The following is an 18,414-nucleotide window of genomic DNA, read 5'->3' on the forward strand; positions in this document are numbered from 1 at the left end:
TCTTTAGTTGACCAGTTGTCAACTAAACTCTCCGCTACAATGGATGTTCCCTGTTCTAAGAGGCATCCATTGTGGCGCTACTCATCATTACCACTATTTTGTGGGCCTTTTCCTTCAGCCTGTTTGGCGAATACCTTGCCGGTCATGTCGATAGCTATTTTGCAGTGCTGGTGCGCGTTGGACTCGCGGCGCTGGTGTTCCTGCCTTTTTTACGCACCCGCGGGCACAGCGTAAAAACGATCGCGCTGTATATGCTGGTGGGGGCCATGCAGCTTGGCATTATGTATATGCTGAGTTTTCACGCCTATCTGTACCTGACGGTTTCAGAACTGCTGCTTTTCACCGTGCTGACGCCGCTCTATATCACGCTGATTTATGACCTGATGAGCGGGCGCCGTTTGCGTTGGAGTTATGCCTTTAGTGCGTTACTGGCGGTGATTGGCGCGGGGATCATTCGTTACGATCAGGTGACCAGCCACTTCTGGACCGGTCTGTTGCTGGTGCAGTTGTCCAATATCAGCTTTGCTATTGGTATGGTGGGCTATAAACGTCTGATGGAAACGCGGCCAATGCCGCAGCACAACGCCTTTGCCTGGTTTTATATGGGCGCCTTTATGGTGGCTGTAGTGGCCTGGTTCATGCTGGGCAATGCGCAGAAAATGCCTGCAACCACGCTACAGTGGGGAATTCTGGTCTTTCTTGGCGTGGCGGCATCCGGTATTGGTTACTTTATGTGGAACTACGGTGCGACCCAGGTGGATGCCGGTACGTTGGGCATCATGAACAATATGCATGTGCCGGCCGGGCTGTTGGTCAACCTGGCCATCTGGCATCAACAGCCTCACTGGCCTAGCTTCATCATTGGCGCGGCTGTGATAGTGGCCTCACTGTGGGTACATCGAAAGTGGGTCGTTCCGCACTCCGCACAAACGGCAGATGATCGCAGGCGTGATTCCGCGCTGAGCGAATAAACGCTTCTGTTACCGGCTGGCGCTGCTCGCCATCACGCACGGCGGCGTACAGTCGGCTCCACAATCCATCGCCCAGGGTTTTGGTCACTACCAGGCCCTGGCGTTCAAAACTCTCCACCACCCAATGCGGCAACGCCGCGATGCCCATTCTGGCTGCAACCATCTGAATCAGCAGCAGGGTATTATCCACGCTCTTCAGCGACGGGCTAACGCCTGCGGGCTGCAGGAAATGCCGCCATACATCCAGTCGACTCCGTTGCACTGGGTAAATGAGCAGTGTCTCGCTGGCCAAATCTTCCGGCGTGATTTGCGTTTTGCTGGCCAACGGATGGTCAGGCGCCAGTACCAGGCGGACTTCAAAATCAAACATCGGTGAGTAGTACAATCCGCTGCGCGGCAGGATGTCGGAGGTTAACACCAGATCCAGCTCATCCTGCTGTAGCGCTGGTTGCGGATCGAACGTCACGCCGGATTTAAAGTCCATCTCCACCTGCGGCCAGTTGGCACGAAAATTCTCCAGCGCGGGCGTCAGCCATTGAATACAACTGTGACATTCAATCGCGATTCGCAGCCGGGTTTGCTGCGGTTCGTTGCAAGCCTGCAGCGCACGACCAATTTGCGGCAATACCTGATTGGCTAACTGCAGCAGGATTTCTCCCTGCGGCGTAAAGCGCAGAGGCTGGCTTTTACGGATAAAAAGTCGAAAGCCAAGGCGCTGCTCCAGATCGCTGAACTGGTGAGAAAGAGCGGATTGGGTCTGATGCAACGTCGCCGCGGCGGCTGCCAGCGAACCACTATTCCGCAACGCCTGGAGCGTTTTCAGGTGTTTAATCTCGATCATGAAAGTCCTTCACTTCGGCATGAACAAATTGCGCTTGAGGAATATACAGTAACTGCCAATTATGGATGTGTAAACATCTGGACGGCTAAAATCCTTCGTCTTTTAAATTTATGGTGCGTTGGCTTCGTTTCCCCACCCCAGTCACTTACTTCAGTAAGCTCCTGGGGATGAGTAAACTTGCCGCCTTCCCTAAATTCAAAATCCATAGGATTTACATATAATTAGAGGAAGAAAAATGACAATATTGAATCACACCCTCGGTTTCCCTCGCGTTGGCCTGCGTCGCGAGTTGAAGAAAGCGCAAGAAAGCTACTGGGCGGGAAATTCCTCCCGTGAAGAGTTGCTGACCGTTGGCCGCGAGCTGCGTGCCCGCCACTGGGATCAGCAGAAGCAGGCGGGTGTTGACCTGCTGCCGGTGGGTGATTTTGCCTGGTACGATCACGTGCTGACCACCAGTCTGCTGCTCGGCAACGTTCCGGCTCGTCATCAGAATAAAGACGGCTTGGTGGATATCGATACCTTATTCCGCATTGGCCGTGGCCGCGCACCGACCGGTGAGCCAGCGGCGGCGGCAGAAATGACCAAATGGTTTAACACCAACTATCACTACATGGTGCCAGAGTTCACCAAAGGTCAGCAGTTCAAACTGACCTGGACGCAACTGCTGGATGAAGTGGACGAAGCGCTGGCGCTCGGGCACAAGGTGAAACCTGTGCTGCTGGGGCCGGTAACTTATCTGTGGCTGGGGAAAGTGAAAGGCGAACAGTTTGACCGCCTGAGCTTGTTGAACGACATTCTGCCGGTTTACCAGCAGGTGCTGGGCGAGCTGGCAAAACGCGGTATTGAGTGGGTGCAAATCGATGAACCGGCGCTGGTGCTGGAGCTGCCGCAAGCGTGGCTGGATGCCTTTAAACCGGCTTATGATGCCCTGCAGGGCCAGGTGAAACTGCTGCTGACCACCTATTTCGAAGGCGTAACGCCAAACCTGGATACCATTACCGCGCTGCCGGTGCAGGGGCTGCACGTTGACTTCGTGCATGGCAAAGATGATGTCGCCGAGCTGCACAATCGTCTGCCCGCCGACTGGCTGCTGTCAGCGGGCCTGGTGAACGGGCGCAACGTCTGGCGCGCCGATCTCAGCGAAAAATACGCGCAAATTAAAGATATCGTCGGGAAGCGTGACCTGTGGGTGGCTTCTTCCTGCTCCCTGCTGCACAGCCCCATCGATCTCAGCGTGGAAACCCGCCTTGATGCAGAAGTGAAGAGCTGGTTTGCCTTCGCCCTGCAAAAATGCGGCGAGCTGGCGCTGCTGCGTGATGCGTTGAACAGCGGTGATACGGCGGCAATTGTCGAGTGGAGCGCACCGATTCAGTCTCGTCGTCACTCTACCCGTGTACACAACGCCGCAGTAGAAAAACGTCTGGCGGCGATCACTGCCCAGGACAGCCAGCGCGCCAACGCTTATCCGGTTCGCGCCGAGGCGCAACGTGCCCGCTTTAATCTGCCAGCATGGCCGACCACAACTATTGGCTCATTCCCGCAAACCACGGAAATTCGTGGCCTGCGCCTGGACTTCAAAAAGGGCAACCTGGATGCTGGTAACTATCGCACTGGAATTGCGGAACATATTAAACAGGCGATTGTTGAACAGGAGCGTCTGGGTCTCGACGTGCTGGTACACGGTGAAGCCGAACGTAACGACATGGTGGAATACTTTGGCGAGCATCTGGACGGGTTCGTCTTTACCCAGAACGGTTGGGTGCAGAGCTATGGCTCCCGTTGCGTGAAGCCACCGGTAGTCATTGGCGACGTCAGCCGCCCGGAAGCGATCACCGTGGAGTGGGCGAAGTATGCCCAGTCGCTGACCGACAAACCGGTAAAAGGTATGCTGACCGGTCCGGTGACCATTCTTTGCTGGTCATTCCCGCGTGAAGACGTGACGCGTGAAACCATCGCGAAGCAGATTGCGCTGGCGTTGCGTGATGAAGTTGCGGATCTGGAAGCGGCGGGGATCGGCATCATCCAGATTGATGAGCCGGCACTGCGTGAAGGTTTACCGCTGCGTCGCAGCGACTGGGCGGCGTATCTGGAGTGGGGCGTGGAAGCCTTCCGCATTAACGCGGCAGTGGCGAAGGATGAAACCCAGATCCACACCCACATGTGTTACTGCGAGTTCAACGACATCATGGACTCCATTGCGGCGCTGGACGCGGACGTGATCACCATCGAAACCTCGCGCTCTGATATGGAGTTGCTGGAGTCGTTCGAAGAGTTCGACTATCCGAACGAAATCGGGCCGGGCGTTTACGATATTCACTCGCCGAACGTTCCGAGCGTGGAATGGATTGAAGCCCTGTTGAAGAAAGCCGAGCAGCGTATTCCGGCTGAGCGTCTGTGGGTGAACCCGGACTGCGGTCTGAAAACGCGCGGCTGGCCGGAGACCCGCGCGGCGCTGGCAAACATGGTTAAAGCGGCGCAGAATCTGCGTCAGGCGTAAAAACAAAACGGAGGCTGATGCCTCCGTTTTGTTTATTGGTTTGCCTGGCGGGAATTATTTCTTCCCACCGTATTGCGCGAACCACTCCAGCATTCTCTGCCAGCCGTCTTTCGCGGACTCTTCGTGATAGCTCGGGCGATAATCGGCGTTAAACGCATGCCCGGCATCGGGATAGACCACGATTTCCGCTTTCGCATTGGCGGCGCGCAGCGCCTGACGCATTGTTTCAACGGTATCTTGCGGAATGCTGGTATCCTGGCCGCCATAAAGTCCCAAAACGGGGGCGTTAAGATCGGTTGCGATATCAACGGGATGTTTCGGCGAGTTGAGGGTTTTATCACCCACCAGTTTGCCATACCACGCCACCGCCGCTTTTAACTGCGGATTATGTGCGGCATACAACCAGGTGATGCGTCCACCCCAGCAAAATCCGGTGATCATCAGTTGGTGCGCATCTCCCCCGTTGCGGGAGGCCCAGCTGGCGACGTGATCCAAATCGGCCAGTACCTGAGAGTCAGGCACTTTGGCGACGAGGCCGCTTAGAAGCGTCGGGATATCGGCAAAGTCATTGGGATCGCCTTCGCGAAAATAGAGTTCGGGTGCGATAGCCAGATATCCTTCCAGCGCCAGTCGACGGCAAACATCACGAATGTGCTCATGAATACCAAAAATCTCCTGCACGACAATGATGACGGGCAGCGGACCATCGGTCTGTTGCGGCCGTGCGTAATACGCAGGCATATCATCGCCTTGTGAAGGTATGGACGTTACACCGGCGATAATCGCGTTATCCGGAGTGTGAACCGTGGTAGACGTCGGTGGAGATACAGCAGGTGCAAAGCCAGATTGTCGTGTTGTCATGGTATTCTCCGTACCCTTAAATATTCAGCCAAAAAGCGCATTGTTAACTATAGACACATGCAACGAACCACATTGCCTTAAACGGGCTATCTTTTGTGCAGGGCTTCCTTACATCGCATCGTTTATGTGATATGCATCACTATTTGATGGTAATTGAATGCAATTGATTTACATCAGAGTGATGACTGTCACGAAAATATGTTCATGCCTTCGGTAAAGTGTGTTTTTGCTTCTTCTGACAAAACCGATTCACAGAGGAGTTTTTATGTCTAAGTCTGATGTTTTTCATCTCGGCCTCACTAAGAGCGATTTACAAGGGGCTACGCTTGCTATCGTCCCTGGCGACCCGGAGCGTGTGGAAAAGATCGCCGCGCTGATGGATAAGCCGGTTAAGCTGGCATCTCATCGCGAGTTCACTACCTGGCGTGCTGAGCTGGATGGTAAAGCCGTGATCGTTTGCTCTACCGGTATCGGCGGCCCGTCAACCTCTATCGCCGTAGAAGAACTGGCACAGCTGGGCATTCGTACCTTCCTGCGTATCGGTACGACTGGCGCTATCCAGCCGCATATCAACGTGGGTGACGTACTGGTCACCACGGCGTCTGTCCGTCTGGACGGCGCAAGCCTGCACTTCGCGCCAATGGAGTTCCCGGCTGTTGCAGACTTCGAGTGCACCACCGCGCTGGTGGAAGCGGCGAAATCTATCGGCGCTACTACCCACGTTGGCGTTACCGCGTCTTCTGATACCTTTTACCCGGGCCAGGAGCGTTACGACACCTTCTCTGGTCGCGTCGTGAGCCGTTTCAAAGGCTCAATGGAAGAGTGGCAGTCTATGGGCGTTATGAACTACGAAATGGAATCTGCCACGCTGCTGACCATGTGCGCAAGCCAGGGTCTGCGTGCCGGTATGGTCGCGGGTGTTATCGTGAACCGTACTCAGCAAGAGATCCCTAATGCGGAAACGATGAAACAAACAGAAAGCCACGCGGTGAAAATCGTGGTAGAAGCCGCACGTCGTTTACTGTAATTCTCCCGTCTATTCAAAAAGGCCGACGCGTTCGGCCTTTTTATTTTGCGTAGTACCTCGCAGGAAATTCCTTTTAAACTGGACGTTTATACAGCACAATTCTATTTTGTGCGGGTAAGTCGTTGCTGTAAGGGGGTGTTGTGGATATTCCAATTTTGATGAGTGCCGTGCTGGCATTAGCTGCAGGGCTGCTGGTGGGTTGGCTGGCGACAAAAGCGCACGCCGACAGGATCCGTGCCGATCTCATCGAAGAACGACGAGAACTGGATATCGCGCTAAGCGCCGCCCGGCAACAACTCTCACAGGAAGCCCACTGGCGTGATGAGTGCGAACTGCTGAATAACGAACTCCGCAGCCTGCACAGTATCAATACCTCACTGGAGGCCGATCTCCGTGAAGTCACTACCCGGCTGGAAGCAACGCAACAGCATGCGGAAGATAAAATTCGCCAGATGATCAACAGCGAACAGCGCCTGAGCGAACAGTTTGAGAATCTGGCGAACCGTATTTTCGAGCACAGCAATCGCCGCGTAGATGAGCAAAATCGCCAAAGCCTGAACAGCCTGCTGGCACCGCTTCGCGAACAACTGGACGGTTTTCGCCGCCAGGTTCAGGATAGCTTTGGTAAAGAGGCTCAGGAGCGCCATACCCTGGCGCACGAAATTCGTAATCTCCAGCAACTGAACGCGCAGATGGCACAGGAAGCGGTAAACCTGACGCGGGCATTAAAAGGCGATAACAAAACGCAGGGAAACTGGGGAGAGGTCGTACTCACGCGGGTGCTTGAGGCTTCCGGTCTGCGCGAAGGCTATGAATACGAAACCCAGGTTAGCATCGAGAATGATGTGCGCTCGCGGATGCAACCGGACGTTATTGTCCGATTACCACAGGGCAAAGATGTGGTGATCGACGCGAAAATGACGCTGGTTGCCTATGAACGCTATTTTAACGCTGAAGATGAATTCACCCGTGAGAGTGCGTTGCAGGAGCATATCGCCTCCGTGCGAAACCATATTCGTCTGCTGGGGCGCAAAGATTATCAACAGCTTCCGGGGCTGCGTACGCTTGACTATGTGCTGATGTTTATCCCCGTTGAGCCTGCTTTTTTACTGGCGCTCGACAGGCAGCCCGAACTGATTACCGAAGCGCTTAGAAATAACATTATGCTGGTCAGTCCCACTACGCTGTTGGTGGCATTGCGTACGATTGCCAATCTGTGGCGCTACGAGCATCAGAGTCGTAATGCGCAACAAATTGCCGATCGGGCCAGTAAACTTTATGACAAGATGCGATTGTTTGTGGATGATATGTCGGCAATCGGCCAAAGCCTGGATAAAGCCCAGGATAACTACCGACAGGCGATGAAAAAACTCTCTTCAGGCCGTGGAAATGTCTTATCGCAGGCGGAAGCCTTCCGTGGCTTAGGGGTGGAAATTAAGCGTGAGATTAATCCTGAGCTGGCTGAACAAGCCACTACCCAGGATGAAGAGTACCGTTTGCGCTCGGTCCCTGAGACGCAACAAGATGAGCCTTACCCCGATGATGAAACGGTAAATCAGCAATCAAGCTAGTCCATTTGGGGTAGTTGAACCCGGCAGAAGGGTAGGGCAAATTGGCCCAATCTGTTACACTTCTCGAACATTTTTTGAATGAGCAGGCACTGAGATGGTGGATAATTCACAAGAAACGACGCACTTTGGCTTTCAGACCGTCGCTAAAGAGCAGAAAGCTGACATGGTGGCCCACGTTTTTCATTCTGTGGCCTCTAAATATGACGTTATGAATGACTTAATGTCATTCGGCATTCATCGTTTGTGGAAGCGCTTCACCATTGACTGCAGTGGCGTGCGTCGCGGACAAACCGTTCTCGATTTGGCTGGCGGTACCGGCGATCTGACGGCGAAATTCTCTCGCATGGTAGGCGAAACCGGCAAAGTTGTGCTGGCGGATATCAATGACTCAATGCTCAAAATGGGTCGCGAAAAGCTGCGCAATATTGGTGTGGTGGGTAACGTTGAGTACGTTCAGGCGAATGCGGAAGCACTACCTTTCCCTGACAACACGTTTGACTGCATCACCATCTCTTTCGGTCTGCGCAACGTTACGGATAAAGACAAAGCATTACGCTCTATGTATCGCGTGTTGAAGCCGGGCGGACGTCTACTGGTGCTGGAATTCTCCAAGCCGATTATCGAACCTCTGAGCAAAGCCTACGACGCATACTCTTTCCACGTTCTGCCGCGCATTGGCTCCATGGTAGCAAGCGATGCAGACAGTTATCGCTATCTGGCGGAATCCATCCGCATGCATCCCGATCAGGACACCTTAAAAGCAATGATGCAAGATGCCGGGTTCGAAAGCGTTGATTACTACAACCTGACGGCAGGTGTCGTTGCGCTGCATCGTGGCTACAAGTTCTGACAGGAGATTGGGGATGCCTTTAAAACCCTTAGTGACCGCAGGCGTTGAAAATCTGCTCAACACCTTTCTGTACCGTTCTCCTGCGCTGAAATCGGCCCGAACGCGTTTGCAGAGTAAGGTGCTGCGTTTTGACCTGAAAGGATTTTCGACGTCGCTAGTCCTGGTATTCAGTGAGCGCCAGGTCGATGTGCTGGGGGCATGGGAAGGCGAAGCCGATTGCACCGTGATTACACATGCCAGCGTGTTACCGAAACTACGCGATCGGCAGCAACTCACCACGCTTATTCGCAGCGGCGAACTGGAAGTGCAGGGCGATATTCAGGTGGTGCAGAACTTTGTGGCTCTGGCTGACCTGGCGGAATTCGACCCTGCAGAGCTATTAGCTCCTTATACCGGTGATATCGTCGCGGAAGGTGTTAGCAAAGTCCTGCGCGGTGGCGCGAAGTTCCTGCGTCATGGCATTCAACGTCAGCAACGTTATGTTGCTGAAGCGATCACCGAAGAGTGGCGTATGGCCCCTGGCCTGCTTGAAGTTGCATGGTTTGCGGAAGAAACGGCAGCGGTTGAGCGCGCGGTTGAATCTCTGGCCAGACGGCTGGAAAAACTGGAGGCCAAATGACGCCAGGTGAAGTACGGCGCCTTTATTTCATCATTCGCACTTTTTTAAGCTACGGTCTTGATGAACTCATCCCCAAAATGCGAATCACGCTGCCGCTTCGGTTGTGGCGTTACTCGTTGTTCTGGATGCCCAACCGACATAAAGACAAACCGCTGGGAGAAAGGCTGAGACTGGCTTTACAGGAACTCGGCCCGGTATGGATCAAGTTTGGGCAGATGCTCTCCACCCGTCGTGACCTTTTCCCTCCGCACATCGCCGATCAGCTTGCGCTATTGCAGGATCGTGTTGCCCCGTTCGATGGGCTTAGAGCGAAAAAACAAATCGAAGAGGCCATGGGCGGGCTGCCCGTCGAGGAATGGTTTGATGATTTTGAAATCACGCCGCTGGCATCTGCGTCTGTTGCTCAGGTTCATACCGCGCGACTGAAGTCGAATGGCAAAGAGGTGGTGATCAAAGTTATTCGTCCGGATATCCTGCCGGTAATCAAAGCCGATTTAAAACTGATCTATCGCCTTGCTCGTTGGGTTCCTCGCCTGCTGCCGGATGGTCGTCGTCTGAGACCAACAGAAGTCGTCCGTGAATATGAAAAAACGTTGATTGATGAGCTGAACCTGCTGCGTGAGTCGGCAAACGCCATTCAACTGCGGCGTAATTTTGAAGACAGCCCAATGTTGTACATCCCGGAAGTGTACTCAGACTATTGCAGTCAGAACATGATGGTGATGGAGCGCATTTACGGTATCCCGGTTTCAGATGTCACCACGCTTGAGAAGAACGGCACCAATATGAAACTGTTGGCCGAGCGTGGTGTTCAGGTCTTTTTTACTCAGGTTTTCCGCGACAGCTTTTTCCATGCGGACATGCACCCGGGCAACATTTTCGTCAGCTATGAGCACCCTGAAAACCCGAAATACATTGGTATTGATTGTGGGATTGTGGGCTCTTTAAACAAAGAAGATAAGCGTTACCTGGCTGAAAACTTCATTGCGTTCTTTAACCGCGATTACCGCAAAGTTGCTGAACTGCACGTGGATTCTGGATGGGTTCCACCGGATACCAACGTTGAAGAGTTCGAATTCGCCATTCGTACCGTGTGTGAGCCGATCTTCGAAAAGCCGCTAGCAGAGATCTCCTTTGGTCACGTGCTGTTGAATCTGTTCAATACGGCACGTCGATTTAATATGGAAGTCCAGCCTCAACTGGTGCTGTTACAGAAGACGCTGTTGTACGTTGAGGGTGTTGGCCGACAGCTCTATCCTCAGTTGGATCTGTGGAAAACGGCCAAACCTTTCCTTGAATCCTGGATTAAAGATCAGGTCGGTATTCCGGCGCTTGTCAGGGCATTTAAAGAAAAAGCACCGTTCTGGGTCGAAAAAATGCCAGAAATACCTGAACTGGTGTATGACAGTTTGCGCCAGGGCAAATATTTACAGCACAGTGTTGATAAGATTGCGCGCGAGCTTCATGCGAATCACGTACGTCAGGGACAATCCCGTTATTTATTGGGTATTGGCGCAACGTTGCTGTTAAGTGGGACATTCCTGCTGGTAAGCCGCCCTGAGTGGGGGCTTATGCCGGGCTGGTTAATCGCGGGTGGTGTTATCGCCTGGCTGATCGGCTGGCGCAAAATGCGCTGATTTTTTCATCGCCCAAGGCAGGTCGTGTAACGTATACTACGGCCTTATTAATTCATCATCTATGACAGAGGAACATGTATGGGTGGTATCAGTATTTGGCAGTTGTTGATCATTGCCGTCATCGTTGTACTGCTATTTGGCACCAAGAAACTCGGCTCCATCGGTTCCGACCTTGGCGCGTCTATTAAAGGCTTCAAGAAAGCGATGGGTGATGATGAACCTAAGCAGGATAAAACCAGCCAGGACGCTGATTTTACCGCTAAATCCATCACCGATAAGCAGGGTGAAGTGAAGAAAGAAGACGCCAAAAGCCAAGATAAAGAGCAGGTATAATCCGTGTTTGATATCGGTTTTAGCGAACTGTTATTGGTGTTCGTTATCGGCCTCATCGTACTGGGGCCACAACGATTGCCAGTGGCAGTAAAAACGGTCGCGGGCTGGGTCCGTGCGCTGCGCTCTCTTGCAACTACTGTGCAGAATGAACTGACCCAGGAGCTTAAGCTTCAGGAGTTTCAGGACAGCCTGAAGAAAGTAGAGAAAGCGAGCCTGACAAATTTGACGCCGGAGCTGAAAGCATCGATGGATGAGCTGCGTGAAGCGGCTGAGTCGATGAAGCGTTCTTACAGCGTGCACGATCCTGAGAAAGCGAGCGATGAAGCGCACACTATCCATAACCCTGTAGTGAAAGGAAGTGAAGCGCAGCACGAGGGGGTTACCCCTGCTACTGCTGAAGCACAGGCCAGTTCGCCGGAGCAAAAACCGGAATCCACGGGTGCTGACACGCCGGAGTTGAAGGACACTGTTTCCGTTACGTCGATGGACGCGGAAAAGAAACCTGCTGCACCTGCTGTCGAATCCTCACCCTCGTCGAGTGATAAACCGTAAACATGTCTGTAGAAGATACTCAACCGCTCATCACGCATCTTATTGAGCTGCGTAAGCGACTCCTGAACTGCATTATTGCGGTTATGGTGATCTTTCTGGCGTTGGTTTATTTTGCCAACGACATTTACCATATGGTTGCGGCACCGCTGATTAAGCAAATGCCGCAGGGCGCAACGATGATCGCCACCGATGTGGCTTCACCGTTCTTTACCCCGATAAAGCTAACCTTTATGGTGTCGCTGATCCTGTCGGCACCAGTGATCCTGTACCAGGTATGGGCATTTATTGCGCCTGCTTTGTATAAGCATGAACGTCGCCTTGTCGTGCCGCTGCTGGTCTCAAGTTCGCTGTTGTTCTATATCGGGATGGCATTCGCCTATTTTGTCGTCTTCCCGTTGGCGTTTGGCTTCCTTGCCAACACAGCTCCGCAAGGCGTGCAGGTTTCGACAGACATTGCCAGTTATCTCAGCTTTGTCATGGCGCTGTTTATGGCGTTTGGTGTCTCTTTTGAGGTTCCTGTCGCCATTGTATTGTTGTGCTGGATGGGCATTACGACACCTGAGGACCTACGTAAGAAACGTCCTTACGTAGTTGTCGGGGCATTTGTCGTGGGGATGTTACTGACTCCACCAGATGTCTTCTCGCAAACGCTGTTGGCGATACCGATGTACTGCCTGTTCGAAGTGGGTGTTTTCTTCTCTCGTTTTTATGTCGGCAAGCGACGTACGCGAGACGAAGACAACGAGGCTGAGAATGCGAAAGAAGCCGAAGCCACCGAGAAAACCGAAGAGTAAATTCAGCCGCCCGTAAGGGCGGTTGTCATATGGGAGGAAGCATGTTTGATATTGGCGTTAATCTAACCAGTTCACAATTTGCGAGAGACAGGGATGAGGTTGTGGCGCGCGCCTTTGCTGCGGGTGTAAACGGCATGCTTCTGACCGGAACAAACCTGCATGAAAGCCAGCAGGCGCTAAAGTTGGCACAGCATTATCCACATTGCTGGTCCACAGCTGGCGTCCACCCGCATGACAGTAGCCAATGGCAATCCTCAACAGAGGCGGAAATTATTGCACTGGCGAACCAGTCCGAAGTGGTCGCCATTGGTGAGTGTGGCCTGGATTTCAATCGTAATTACTCCACTGCGCAGGAACAGGAACGGGCTTTTGAGGCGCAATTGCGTATTGCCGCCGAATTGCAGATGCCTGTTTTCATGCATTGTCGGGATGCCCACGAACGTTTTCTGACGCTGCTGGAACCCTGGCTGGACAGCCTCCCCGGCGCAGTGCTGCACTGTTTCACTGGCTCGCGCCGGGAGATGCAGGACTGCGTGGACAGAGGGCTTTATATCGGGATTACCGGATGGGTCTGCGATGAGCGTCGGGGTATGGAACTACGGGAGCTACTGCCGTTTATCCCGGTGGAAAGGCTGCTGATAGAAACAGACGCGCCCTATTTACTCCCACGCGATCTGGCCCCGAAGCCGACTTCCCGACGCAATGAACCTGCACACCTGCCGCATATTCTTGAGCGTATTGCGCACTGGCGCGGGGAAGATCCTCAGTGGCTATCAACGGCGATTGATGCCAACGTCAGAACGTTATTCGAAGTGACCTTCTGAGTCAGTCTGTTTATATTTTTCGAAAGCCGGTGTTTTTCACGCTCTGCTTAACCTCTTTATTCAACAGGTTAAGCAGGAGCATGGAACGTGCTTCGCCGTCGGGTTCGGTGAAAATCGCCTTCAACCCTTCAAATGCCCCTTCAGTGATAATGACGCAGTCTCCAGGATGCGGCGTTTCCGGGTCAACAATTCCTTCGGGCTTGTAGATAGAAAGCTGGTGAATGACGGGAGAGGGGACGGTGGCTGGTGTCGCTCCAAAACGTACAAAATGGCTAACGCCACGTGTCGCATTGATGGTCGTGGTGTGGATCACTTCCGGATCGAACTCGACAAACATGTAATTAGGGAAAAGTGGCTCACTGACTGTGGTACGTTTACCACGCACCATTTTTTCCAGGGTGATCATTGGCGTCAAACAGTTTACTGCTTGTCTTTCCAGGTGTTCCTGGGCACGTTGAAGTTGCCCGCGTTTGCAGTACAGTAAATACCAGGCTTGCATAATAACTCTTATCCGCTTGTTCTGAGCGCAAGCATAGCAAAAGTCATTATACACTTCATCTTTCAAGCCTCATCGGTGTTGGTTGCCAGAGTTCACGCTAATTTAACAAAAATACAGCATCACAATGATGAACGCCGTATAATGAGGCGCTTACACAGAGGCCATAATGGACGCCATGAAATATCACGATTTACGCGACTTCCTGACGCAGCTTGAACAGCAGGGCGAGCTCAAACGCATTACGCTTCCAGTGGATCCCCATCTGGAGATCACTGAAATTGCCGATCGCACCTTGCGTGCCGGTGGGCCTGCGCTGCTGTTTGAGAATCCAAAAGGCTATTCAATGCCGGTGCTGTGCAATCTGTTTGGCACGCCGAAGCGTGTCGCCATGGGGATGGGGCAAGAAGATGTCTCAGCACTACGGGAAGTTGGTAAGCTGTTGGCGTTTTTGAAAGAGCCGGAGCCGCCGAAAGGATTCCGCGATCTGTTTGATAAGCTGCCACAGTTCAAGCAGGTGCTGAACATGCCGACCAAACGGCTACGCGGTGCGCCTTGTCAGCAAAAAATTTCTTCAGGCGATGACGTTGATTTAAACCGCATTCCGATTATGACCTGCTGGCCGGAAGATGCAGCGCCACTGATTACATGGGGACTCACCGTCACGCGTGGTCCGCATAAAGAGCGACAGAATCTGGGTATTTATCGCCAACAGTTGATTGGCAAAAATAAGCTCATTATGCGTTGGCTTTCACATCGTGGCGGCGCGCTGGATTATCAGGAGTGGTGCGCTGCACACCCTGGTGAGCGTTTCCCAGTCTCCGTTGCGTTAGGGGCAGACCCGGCGACCATTCTGGGCGCGGTGACCCCTGTACCTGATACATTATCAGAGTACGCCTTCGCCGGGCTGCTGCGTGGCACCAAGACCGAAGTCGTCAAATGCATCTCCAACGATCTCGAAGTACCCGCCAGCGCTGAAATCGTACTGGAAGGTTATATCGAGCCGGGTGAACTGGCACCGGAAGGACCGTATGGCGATCATACGGGTTATTACAATGAAGTGGATAGCTTCCCGGTTTTCACCGTCACCCACATTACCCAACGTGAAGATGCGATTTATCACTCCACCTACACCGGACGCCCACCAGATGAGCCAGCGGTTCTCGGTGTGGCGCTGAATGAGGTCTTTGTTCCTATTCTGCAAAAGCAGTTCCCGGAAATCGTCGACTTTTATCTGCCGCCGGAAGGTTGTTCTTATCGACTGGCCGTGGTGACGATGAAAAAACAGTACGCGGGTCATGCCAAACGCGTCATGATGGGCGTTTGGTCATTTTTGCGTCAGTTTATGTACACCAAATTTGTTATTGTCTGCGATGATGATGTCAACGCACGTGACTGGAACGATGTGATTTGGGCAATTACTACCCGTATGGACCCGGCCCGGGATACGGTACTGGTAGAGAATACGCCGATTGATTACCTGGATTTTGCCTCGCCGGTTTCCGGCCTTGGTTCAAAAATGGGGCTGGATGCCACAAATAAATGGCCGGGTGAGACCCAACGAGAGTGGGGACGCCCGATTAAAAAAGATCCTGAAGTGACTGCGCGTATTGACGCAATTTGGGATGAATTAGCCATCTTTAATGACGGCAAAAGCGCCTGAGGCGCGATCGTTTTGCCTATTGATCCGACAGAGAGAGCGCATGACAACCTTAAGCTGTAAAGTGACCTCGGTAGAAGCTATCACTGACACCGTATATCGCGTACGTTTAGTGCCGGACGCGGCGTTTTCCTTTCGTGCAGGTCAGTATTTAATGGTCGTGATGGACGAACGTGATAAACGCCCGTTCTCCATGGCATCTACGCCGGATGAGCATGGGTTCATTGAGCTGCACGTGGGTGCTTCTGAGCTAAATCTTTATGCCATGGCTGTTATGGACCGAATTCTGAAAGATCGGGAAATTAAGGTCGATATCCCGCACGGTGAAGCCTGGCTGCGGGATGATGAGAATCGTCCGCTGATCCTGATTGCCGGAGGTACAGGGTTCTCTTACGTGCGTTCTATTCTGCTTACCGCGCTGGCGCGCAATCCAAACCGCGATATCACTATTTACTGGGGCGGGCGCGAAGAGAAGCATCTCTACGATCTCTCAGAGCTGGAAGCATTGTCGGTGAATCACCCGAACCTGCGCGTTGAGCCGGTGGTAGAGCAGCCTGAAGACGGCTGGCGTGGTCGTACGGGAACCGTATTAACGGCAGTATTACAGGATTACGGCACTCTGGCGGAACATGATATTTATATCGCCGGGCGTTTCGAGATGGCTAAAATCGCGCGCGACCTGTTCTGCAATGAACGTAGTGCGCGTGAAGATCGCCTGTTTGGCGACGCTTTCGCGTTCATTTAAGCGCTGTGCGCCGGATCCCTTCCGGCGCATCCATTACCAACCTTACTTCTTCTAACTGGGTGCAAACCCGGTCTTGTTGTTTCTCTTTTTCAGCATATTTTTTAGTAAACATGTTTTTTCTATCTATTAATCATAAAACTGAGTTTTTGTGACGGGTTTCATTTTGTTTAGTAAACAAAATGGGCAAGCTGTATCGCATCACATTGCGGGACGTCAGCGAGGGAAAACCATGAGGCTCGGACTGGATATCGGCGGGACTAAAATTGAAGCGGTGGTGATTGATAACGCAGGTGAAATTGTTTTCTGCGAGCGAAGTGCGACACCAAAGCAGAGTTACGGTGATTTTTTCCAGGCTGTGACCGAGATGATTGCTAAGGCGAGACAGGCCGTTAATCAGCCTTTATCGGTGGGTATCGGGGTGCCCGGCGCGGTGGATAGCGAAGGTTTGATTAAGAATTCCAACATCCTGGTGCTGAATCAGCAGGCTTTTTCGCAAGATCTTGAGCGTGCATTAGGAATGCCAGTACCCGTAACTAATGACGCCAACTGCTTCACACTGTCGGAAGCGATGGACGGTAGCGGACGGGGCTATCCTGTCGTATTTGGCGTGATCCTCGGTACCGGTTGCGGCGGTGGACTATGCATCGATAACCGTTTGATCTCTGGACCTAACGCCTGTGCAGGAGAGTGGGGACATAATGCATTGCCGCGCTACCACGAATCTCGGGATGGGGCTGAAGTGACATGCTATTGCGGACAGGTGAACTGTATTGAGAGCTTTATTTCCGGCAGCGGCCTGGAGCGTCAGTATATGAATCACACCGCGCAACATGCAGGTGTGCCACAAATTATGCAACGGGTAGAATCGGGTGATACGGTAGCCTGTTTGTTATGGGAACGCTATTGCGATCAGCTGGCGCGTGCGTTGGCGGGGGTTGTGAATACGCTCGATCCCGATGTTATCGTGCTGGGGGGCGGGGTATCTAATATCGCTTTACTGTACACAGGCTTGCAGGCGCGAGTGGCACAATACGTGTTTGGTAAACAGTGCCGTACGCCGATCGTTCAGGCCCGACACGGCGACAGTAGCGGCGTACGCGGCGCGGCCTGGCTGGGAGCACAACAGGCCACCGTGTAGAATTAATGAGAGTGAAATGACGAAACCTGTACGAATCAGAGATATTGCCGAAGCCTGCGGCGTTTCAGTTGGCGCTGTATCCCGTGCACTAAAAGGGCAGCCAGGGCTACGTGAAGATACCCGGCTGCGCATTATTTCTGTCGCGCAGCAGCAGGGCTATGATTTTTCCCGTCTGCGCAGTGACAAGCTCAAGCGAGTCCTGTTTTTGCTTCACCGCCAGCACAATATCAGCCGGGCATTGCCGTTTTACTCGCAGCTGCTGCTGGGTATCGATGATGCCTGCCGGGATCAGGGTATTGCGCTGAGTTTTCTCTCTATAGGCCCAGGTGATGCAGTGAGTGAGCAGGTGATGCTGCACCAGCCGGATGCGCTGATCTGCGCCGGTTTTTTTGAGCCTGAATTACTTGGCTTGCTGCAACAGATGAAATTGCCGTTGGTGCTGGTGGATCTGTGGGCTCCAGGTTTGCCATGCGTCAATCCGGACAATACCCAGGGCGGCTATCTGGCCACGCAACATCTGATTGCACAAGGGCGCAGCCGTATCGCTTTTCTTGCCAGTTCGCTTGCGCACTACAGCATCCGTCAGCGCGAGAAGGGCTACCGTCAGGCATTGTATGAAGCCCGTTTGCTGATGCCGCCAGAGTATGAAGCCATTGCGCCGCCACTGCTGGATACCGAGCAATCTTTGGTGGAGGCGGTTAATGAATTGCTCAGTCTGCCAGAGCCGCCCGACGCTATTTTTGCCTATAACGACGCGGCAGCGCTGGTTGTTCAGCGGGTGTGTGCGCAGCAGGATATACGTATCCCGGAAGATCTCGCGCTGGTGGGGTTTGATGATATCGATGCTGCGGCCTGGTCACATCCGCCGCTGACCACTATTGCGGTTGATAAAAAGCAACTGGGGCGTGAAGCGCTGCGTTTATTGCTGGAAGAGAAACTGGAAGAGAATCTGCTGTTGCCGGTGCAATTAGTGGTGCGTGGTAGTTCAGGTAAATAAA

18 protein-coding genes are annotated in these 18,414 nt (G+C 53.0%); 15 read left to right on the forward strand and 3 right to left on the reverse strand.

The annotated features are described in order from the left end of the window. The first annotated feature begins 71 nt into the window (after positions 1-71). Positions 72-971: a carboxylate/amino acid/amine transporter gene (locus tag AL515_RS01880; RefSeq protein ID WP_003017909.1), complete on the forward strand. Its 900-nt coding sequence runs from the start codon at positions 72-74 to the stop codon at positions 969-971. Here AL515_RS01880 and metR read toward each other — a convergent pair. Next, positions 859-1,812, reverse strand: a complete 954-nt coding sequence (gene metR / locus AL515_RS01885; RefSeq protein WP_061066926.1) for an HTH-type transcriptional regulator MetR — start codon at positions 1,810-1,812, stop codon at positions 859-861. The genes AL515_RS01880 and metR overlap by 113 nt on opposite strands. A 235-nt stretch (positions 1,813-2,047) precedes the next feature. On the opposite strand from metR, the gene metE reads away from it, so the two are divergent. Beyond that, entirely contained in the window at positions 2,048-4,309 is a 2,262-nt protein-coding gene (gene metE / locus AL515_RS01890) for a 5-methyltetrahydropteroyltriglutamate--homocysteine S-methyltransferase (protein ID WP_061066927.1), read from the forward strand. Between the two features lie 54 nt (positions 4,310-4,363). On the opposite strand, the gene AL515_RS01895 is transcribed toward metE, so the two are convergent. After that, positions 4,364-5,170, reverse strand: a complete 807-nt coding sequence (locus tag AL515_RS01895) for a dienelactone hydrolase family protein (RefSeq protein WP_048214087.1) — start codon at positions 5,168-5,170, stop codon at positions 4,364-4,366. A 265-nt stretch (positions 5,171-5,435) separates the two neighbouring features. On the opposite strand from AL515_RS01895, the gene udp reads away from it, so the two are divergent. The 9 genes from udp to tatD all read left to right on the forward strand — a co-directional run bounded on the left by udp (position 5,436) and on the right by tatD (position 13,377). After that, positions 5,436-6,197 carry a uridine phosphorylase gene (gene udp, locus AL515_RS01900; RefSeq protein ID WP_003017903.1) on the forward strand — a complete coding sequence of 254 codons (762 nt, stop codon included), beginning with the start codon at positions 5,436-5,438 and terminating at the stop codon, positions 6,195-6,197. Positions 6,198-6,355: 158 nt separating this feature from the next. Further along, positions 6,356-7,768 (forward strand): DNA recombination protein RmuC, encoded by a 1,413-nt coding sequence (gene rmuC / locus AL515_RS01905; RefSeq protein ID WP_233605626.1) that lies wholly within the window; start codon positions 6,356-6,358, stop codon positions 7,766-7,768. Between the two features lie 94 nt (positions 7,769-7,862). Further along, a complete protein-coding gene (ubiE, locus tag AL515_RS01910; protein WP_003017897.1) occupies positions 7,863-8,618 on the forward strand; it encodes a bifunctional demethylmenaquinone methyltransferase/2-methoxy-6-polyprenyl-1,4-benzoquinol methylase UbiE in 756 nt (251 codons plus the stop codon). A gap of 13 nt (positions 8,619-8,631) precedes the next feature. Beyond that, the gene (gene ubiJ, locus AL515_RS01915; RefSeq protein WP_061066929.1) at positions 8,632-9,237 is read left to right on the forward strand and encodes a ubiquinone biosynthesis protein UbiJ; all 606 of its coding nucleotides are present in this window, start codon (positions 8,632-8,634) and stop codon (positions 9,235-9,237) included. Then, positions 9,234-10,874 carry a ubiquinone biosynthesis regulatory protein kinase UbiB gene (gene ubiB, locus AL515_RS01920; protein ID WP_061066930.1) on the forward strand — a complete coding sequence of 547 codons (1,641 nt, stop codon included), beginning with the start codon at positions 9,234-9,236 and terminating at the stop codon, positions 10,872-10,874. The genes ubiJ and ubiB overlap by 4 nt, the downstream gene beginning before the upstream one ends. A gap of 78 nt (positions 10,875-10,952) precedes the next feature. Further along, positions 10,953-11,207 carry a Sec-independent protein translocase subunit TatA gene (gene tatA / locus AL515_RS01925; protein WP_003017888.1) on the forward strand — a complete coding sequence of 85 codons (255 nt, stop codon included), beginning with the start codon at positions 10,953-10,955 and terminating at the stop codon, positions 11,205-11,207. Between the two features lie 3 nt (positions 11,208-11,210). Then, a complete protein-coding gene (gene tatB, locus AL515_RS01930) occupies positions 11,211-11,759 on the forward strand; it encodes a Sec-independent protein translocase protein TatB (RefSeq protein WP_061066931.1) in 549 nt (182 codons plus the stop codon). Between the two features lie 2 nt (positions 11,760-11,761). Next, complete coding sequence (tatC, locus tag AL515_RS01935) at positions 11,762-12,553, forward strand: Sec-independent protein translocase subunit TatC (protein WP_048214092.1); 792 nt, start codon at positions 11,762-11,764, stop codon at positions 12,551-12,553. 41 nt (positions 12,554-12,594) lie between these two features. Next, positions 12,595-13,377 carry a 3'-5' ssDNA/RNA exonuclease TatD gene (tatD, locus tag AL515_RS01940; protein WP_061066932.1) on the forward strand — a complete coding sequence of 261 codons (783 nt, stop codon included), beginning with the start codon at positions 12,595-12,597 and terminating at the stop codon, positions 13,375-13,377. 10 nt (positions 13,378-13,387) lie between these two features. Here tatD and rfaH read toward each other — a convergent pair whose 3' ends face one another. Beyond that, positions 13,388-13,876, reverse strand: coding sequence for a transcription/translation regulatory transformer protein RfaH (rfaH, locus tag AL515_RS01945; protein WP_005133248.1), 489 nt, complete (start codon positions 13,874-13,876; stop codon positions 13,388-13,390). Between the two features lie 166 nt (positions 13,877-14,042). Between rfaH and ubiD the strand changes: the two genes are divergently transcribed. From ubiD to AL515_RS01965, 4 genes are all read left to right on the forward strand, one after another. After that, a complete protein-coding gene (gene ubiD, locus AL515_RS01950) occupies positions 14,043-15,536 on the forward strand; it encodes a 4-hydroxy-3-polyprenylbenzoate decarboxylase (protein WP_040230095.1) in 1,494 nt (497 codons plus the stop codon). Between the two features lie 40 nt (positions 15,537-15,576). Next, entirely contained in the window at positions 15,577-16,278 is a 702-nt protein-coding gene (fre, locus tag AL515_RS01955) for an NAD(P)H-flavin reductase (protein ID WP_048214095.1), read from the forward strand. 229 nt (positions 16,279-16,507) lie between these two features. After that, positions 16,508-17,416 carry an ROK family protein gene (locus AL515_RS01960; RefSeq protein ID WP_061066933.1) on the forward strand — a complete coding sequence of 303 codons (909 nt, stop codon included), beginning with the start codon at positions 16,508-16,510 and terminating at the stop codon, positions 17,414-17,416. Between the two features lie 16 nt (positions 17,417-17,432). Continuing rightward, complete coding sequence (locus AL515_RS01965; protein ID WP_061066934.1) at positions 17,433-18,413, forward strand: LacI family DNA-binding transcriptional regulator; 981 nt, start codon at positions 17,433-17,435, stop codon at positions 18,411-18,413. Position 18,414: the final 1 nt, after the last annotated feature.

It is taken from the genome of Citrobacter sp. FDAARGOS_156, assembly GCF_001559235.2.
GTDB lineage: Bacteria > Pseudomonadota > Gammaproteobacteria > Enterobacterales > Enterobacteriaceae > Citrobacter > Citrobacter youngae.